General features: G+C 66.6%; 5 protein-coding genes. All 5 read right to left on the reverse strand.

Annotation, left to right across the window (positions count from 1 at the left end):
• Positions 1-94: 94 nt before the first annotated feature.
• Entirely contained in the window at positions 95-670 is a 576-nt protein-coding gene (locus tag QOC69_RS06710; RefSeq protein WP_526437621.1) for an acyltransferase, read from the reverse strand.
• Positions 667-1,884 carry a glycosyltransferase family 2 protein gene (locus QOC69_RS06715; RefSeq protein WP_526437623.1) on the reverse strand — a complete coding sequence of 406 codons (1,218 nt, stop codon included), beginning with the start codon at positions 1,882-1,884 and terminating at the stop codon, positions 667-669. Before QOC69_RS06715 ends, QOC69_RS06710 begins: the two co-directional genes overlap by 4 nt.
• A 23-nt stretch (positions 1,885-1,907) precedes the next feature.
• Positions 1,908-3,599 carry a GMC oxidoreductase gene (locus QOC69_RS06720; protein ID WP_526437625.1) on the reverse strand — a complete coding sequence of 564 codons (1,692 nt, stop codon included), beginning with the start codon at positions 3,597-3,599 and terminating at the stop codon, positions 1,908-1,910.
• A complete protein-coding gene (locus QOC69_RS06725; RefSeq protein ID WP_526437627.1) occupies positions 3,596-4,618 on the reverse strand; it encodes an aldo/keto reductase in 1,023 nt (340 codons plus the stop codon). Before QOC69_RS06725 ends, QOC69_RS06720 begins: the two co-directional genes overlap by 4 nt.
• On the reverse strand, positions 4,615-5,561 hold a 947-nt coding region (locus tag QOC69_RS06730; RefSeq protein ID WP_526437629.1), incomplete at its 5' end, for a polysaccharide pyruvyl transferase family protein. The genes QOC69_RS06725 and QOC69_RS06730, both read right to left, overlap by 4 nt.

A 5,561-nucleotide genomic window follows, 5' to 3' on the forward strand; every position in this document is an offset into this window, starting at 1 on the left:
GGCGGGAGCGGTGGGCGCCAGCATCGCCACCGTGGCGGTAAGCGCTGCCAGCCGCAGGCACATCGTCACGATCCATCCTGCCCATGCAGGACGGTCACGTACGCCGCCAACCGTCGTCGACGACCAGTGTCCTGACGACGCGTGCGGGGTTGCCTGCGACCAGGGTGGCATCCGGGACGTCCTTGGTCACGACCGCGCCCGCGGCCACCACCGCGTTGTCACCGATCGTGACACCGGGCAGGATGATCGCCGATCGACCGATCCACACGTTGTCGCCGATGTGCACGGGCGCTCGTCGGAGATCGCTGACGCTGTCGACCTCGTGGTGGTCGGTATCGAAGATCCCGACCAATTCACCGATCCGGCAATCACTCCCGATCTCGACGTGGTGGTGTGCGACCACTGACGCCCCTTCGTTGATGAAGGTGCGCGCACCGACGCGGATCACGCCGCCCTCGACCGCGCCGAATTCGGATCGGAGCATCACACCGCGAAACACTACGTCGGGCCCGACGCTGACGTGGCCGCGGGTGAACAGAATGGGCGGCCGGCCCGTGCACAGCACCAAGCCCCCGCTGTCGACCTTGCGCATCCTGAAGTACAAGGTCGCGAACGCCGACGAGATGGCCGCCCGAGGGTTGGCGAAGGCATCGGCGAGTCCGAACCTCACTCCGGGGCGTTCCTCGCCGCCCGCTGCCTGTGGGCCTCGCGCACGTACAGCCAAGCGCCCTCGAGCAGTCCTCTTCTGCCGGCCCGCAACAGGTGGTCGGGAAATCCCGCCGGCGGGCCGCCCCGGCCGCCAGTCTTACGGTTGGCGAGCATTCTGCGCATCCCGCTCGGCACGATGCCGAGGATCCGCCAGATGCTGCGTGGCGACGCGTGGAGAGTGCTCATGTAGAACGCGGTCAGACCCGCTGAGTAGCCGAAGAACTGCTTCTCCAGCGCTTCGTCGGTGCGCCGGTGGTAGTGCCAGGTGACCGCAGGCGGCCAGTGCAGCACTGTCGAGCCCTTGCGCAGCAGCAGTGACAACGCCAGCGTCTCCTCACCGCCGTGCGTCAACGTTCCTGCGCCGAGACAGGTATCGAAACCTCCGATTGCCCGTAGCGCGCCCGTGCGGAAGGCCATGTTGCCTCCGGCGCCGAAGTTGGGCAACGGATACAACGGGTCCGGCACGGATGCCGTTCCGGCCCGCAGTATCTCGGGCAGCATCCCCCTGCCCTTGTTGAACCCTCCGTACCGCTCGAAGTTCACCTGCGCGTCGGTCTCGAGCTCGGCGGGCAGCATGACTCCGGCGACCGCGTCCGGTCGCGATGACGCCGCGAAACCTCGTTTCATCCACGTCATCCAGTCGCGGTCGGCCACCTCGTCGTCGTCGATCCACGCGATCACATCGGAATCGACCTCCGCGAGCCCCCGGTTCCGCGCCCTCGACAGCCCAGGAGCAGGTTCGTGGCAACTGCGAAGCGTCAACCCGGTGAAGCTGGTCAGATCGGCCGCCAGGGTGCCATCCCGCGAGTTGTCGACCACGAGGACTTCGAACTTCGAATCCGACTGGGCGGCAAGGCTTGCCAACGTCGTCAGCAGGCCGTCGCGTCGGTCGCGGGTGCAGATGACCACCGTCACCGACAATTGCCCGGCGTCCGGGGAGTCGGGCATCGGTGGGACGTCGGGCACCGCGGCGCCGTCGACCACATCCGCCAGCGCCAGTGACGTGTCGCCGTCGACGTCGAGGAATCGCGTCGCGACGGCCACACCGTCGCGGCGAATCAGACACCAAGCCGACGCATACCGCTCGACGTCGACGGATGCCCCGTCACAGGTCGCCACGTCGACGTCCAGGACACATGCGGGGCCGCGGAGTTCACCGCGTTCGATGTCGTGCACAGTCGCGCCTCGATTCGTCCGTGTTACCGCGGGCCGTAGAGCTGGTCGATCAGTCGAACCGCGAAGACCACCACCATGAACGTCGAGTTGGCCTGTCCCGAGGTGACGAAGACCGAACTGCTGACCACGTGCAGATTTCCGACACCGTGCACGGCAAGGTTCTGGTCGACGACGCCGTCCTCCGGCGCCTTCGACATCCTGGTCGTACCCACCTGGTGGAAACCGCCTCCGGTGCGGTCCAATACGGCCGCTTCCAGATCGTCGGAGAGGTAGTCGAGCCTCCCGATGCCGGTATCACGCAGATATCGATCCCACTGTCGGTGCGCGTCGAGCACTCCACGAATGTCGTCGTCGGTGAACACGATGTCGATGTCGAGCTTGGGCATCCCGAGATCGTCGGTCTCCTCCGCCAACGTCACCCGACTCTCGAAGTGCGGCAGGTGCTCGGCGTGGTACTGGAAGGGATAACGGTTCTCCGGGTTGGGCACGAAGAACCCCGGCGGTTTGCGCCCACGCGCGAAGAGACGCTTGACACCGAAGTCGACGATGAACCGGAGGGTCGAGATCGGATGCCGCACGATGTTGGCCAGGTGGGCTCGCACCGGTGACCTGGTCGCCATGCCGTACGGAGTACCGGGAATCCTGGTGCCCGTCAACGAGAGTCGCTGCACCAGTGGGGCGAACAGGAATCCCAGGGGGGAGATGAGCAACAGGTAGGTCAGGGACAGTTGGGCATTGCCGTGGCGCGCGTCCGCCAATTCGGGATTGGCGATCCAGCCCGAGATGTTCGGCAGGCCGTGCTCGAGCTGGTATCCCTCGGCGAACGTGAAACGACGCCTGACATAGGAGCCGTCGACATCCCGTTCATACCAGTAGATCGTGTCCTCCGGCGGTGTGGTGAGCACCAAGTCGGCGACCACCCCTTCGAGGTGAGCCATGTACCACCGGCCCAGGTGCCCCGAGTGGTCTCCGATGCTCCGATCGCCCGGCCCAGGAGAGCACATCAACAGCCTGGTGCTCTCCAGACCGCCGTTGGCGATCACGATCTCGTCACCGCTGACGCTGAACGACACCCCAGAAAGCGTTTGGCACTCGATCCCGGATGCGCGGGTCTGGTCGTCGTCGAGGTCGATCCGCACGCAGGTCGAGTCCGTGATCACCCGGATGCCGGCTCTGTCGCGCAGTTCCTCGTAGTACACCTTGCCGAAATCAGTGGGGAGCGACCACCTTTCCAGCGCCGACGTCGAGATGTCGCCGTCCGGCAGGCCCGGAATCATCTCTTCGGGAAGGTGATCGAGCACGTGCGCGTCGAACACCGGCCGACCGCAGAGCATCCACTCGCACGCCCGCCCGTAATGTCGCTGCACCTCGTCGTAGCGAATCGGCCAGACGGACTCGGGAGCGATGTCGCGCTCGATGAAGTCGATGCGGTCATACGGCACGCAACGGCCGCCCCAGATCGCCGACGTGCCTCCCAGCTGACGGCTGACCGCGAGCTCGACCGGAGCGTGCATCTCTGGCCGCTTTCTCCGCGCCACCGAGAGGTTCTGGTATGCCCTGCGTGGCTTGCGGTTACCGGTCTCGACGAGGATGACGTCGACGCCGCGCCTGCACGCCTCCAGCGCGGTAACGATGCCTGCCGGACCGGCCCCGACGACCACCAACCGTGACCGCAACCTGGTCCCGTTGGCGAGATCGTTGCCCGAGATGATCATCGCCCGACCTCCGTTGCAAGGCAGGCCTGTCGGATGGTGCCTGCCACTTCGTCCTCGTGTCGGAGCGCGACGCTCGCCGCCGCACAGGCTGCGCGGACGTTCTCGGTCTTCGTCGACGACAGCAGCACCACACCGAACGGGTTGCGCCGCACCGCGTCGCGCACCAACAGCGCGAAGACGACGCGCTGGTCGGTGACGTCGGCGTCGAGCAACTCGCTGCACCGCCGCCGCAACGCCGGATCCTTCTCCAGCACCGCACGGACGGTGGGCAATGTCGCGGCGATGAAACCGAAGGTGATCGTCGGCCGCTGCTGCTCGGGATCCGGTCCCGCGAAGCCACCGGTGAGGTCGTAGGGGAACTGCATGGCCGACGCCCGTCGCAACAGTGCGGCGAGATTGCCGTCCATCCCCGACAGGTCACCGGCAGGACCCCAGTGCCCGATGACACCCCGCGACTGTTCGCTGTCCAGATAATCGGCCAGTTCGCCGATGCGCGGATCCAGCTGCCCAATGGGCTCGTGCAGGAAGAAGTACTCGATGCGATCCGTGCGCAGGGTCCGCAAACTGGCAGTGAGGCAACGCCTGGCGTTGTCGACCGAGTAGTCGTGCGCCCCGTAGAGGAGCCGTCCGACGGTTCCGGAGCCGCGCTTGGCACCGGAGGTCTTGACCTTCGCCTTCAGCCCGGACGACCGCCGCAGCACTCGGCGCGCCGGCGGTTGAATCCGACCAGCAACCCGGCACAGACGGGTCGGCTTGATTCCGAACTTCGTTGTGACACTGATGTCGTCACGCCCCTTCAGAAAGGACGCCAACTCCGATTCCGCGACCCCGAGGCCGTAGATCGGCGCGACGTCGAACCTTCTAATTCCCGCGTCGTAGGCGGTCTCGAGCACGACCATGCGATCCCGCCTCGAGGGAAGTTCGTAGAGGCTGGCGCAGCCGAAACCCAGAGCAGCCGTGCGCTGCTCGGCGGACCCCTCGGCCCGCACTGATTGCTCACCGCCGACAGTCGGCGTCATACCGCGACCTCCAGCCGCGACCGAGCGTCGGCGTAATCGGCCAGCAACCGTTCGCGCAGCACCAAAACCGCCGCGCGCTTGCGGGCCCGGATCGTGGCAGATTCCGCCAATGCGGCATTCACCTGGTCCAGAAGCGTTGCCGCAGTCAGCTTGTCGGTGCGGATCAAGGACGCCTCGTCGTCGATGGAGCGCGCGAAGTCGCGACACTTCGGTTGATACTCCAACGCGACGACGGGCGTACCCGACAACGACGCGAGGATGGCGGCGTGCAGTCGGGTGACGATCGCGACCGAGCACTTCGCGAGGACGTCGGCCACACCCACCGCGTCGGCGGGCAGCACCACGTCGGTACTGATGCCGTCGAGCGCCGCCCTCGTCCACCGTTCGTCATCGGGGTTCAGCAGGATTCCGACCACCCGGTGACCGGACTTCGAAAGCTCACGCAGGGCCGCAGACGTCCGCTCGACGAGGGCGTCGGGGTCGTGTCCCCACAGGTCGTCGCCGAACCCGAGGTTCACGCCGATGAGGCCGTCCTCCGGCTCGACGTCGGGCAAGGGCAGCACCAGAGCCGGGTCACCCGAGATCGCGACCTCGAATCCGGCGTCGGCAAGCAGTTCTGCGCTGCGGGGTCCGCGGACCGTGACGGTGTCGAAGTCCTTCAGGATCGGCACCCATCGGTCGATCTCGCCATCGTCGGAATGGCTGCGGAAGCCACCGAACACGGGGTCCTCCACCCCGATCCCGATCGCGTACCGCTGCCGTGATCCAATCGCCTTCGTGGCCCGCGTGACGATGGCCCGCCAGTTGCTGCGGCCGACGCATGTCCCGCCGCCGATCACCAGGTGACTGCGACGCGCCTTGCGATCGGACCCCGTGACGACGGCGCGCAGTCGCTCCCGAGGCAAGTGGGGGTGGTCCAGGAAGGTCGCACCAGGAAGCTGGG

The sequence above is a fragment of the Mycobacterium sp. genome (assembly GCF_032162105.1).
Taxonomy (GTDB): domain Bacteria; phylum Actinomycetota; class Actinomycetes; order Mycobacteriales; family Mycobacteriaceae; genus Mycobacterium.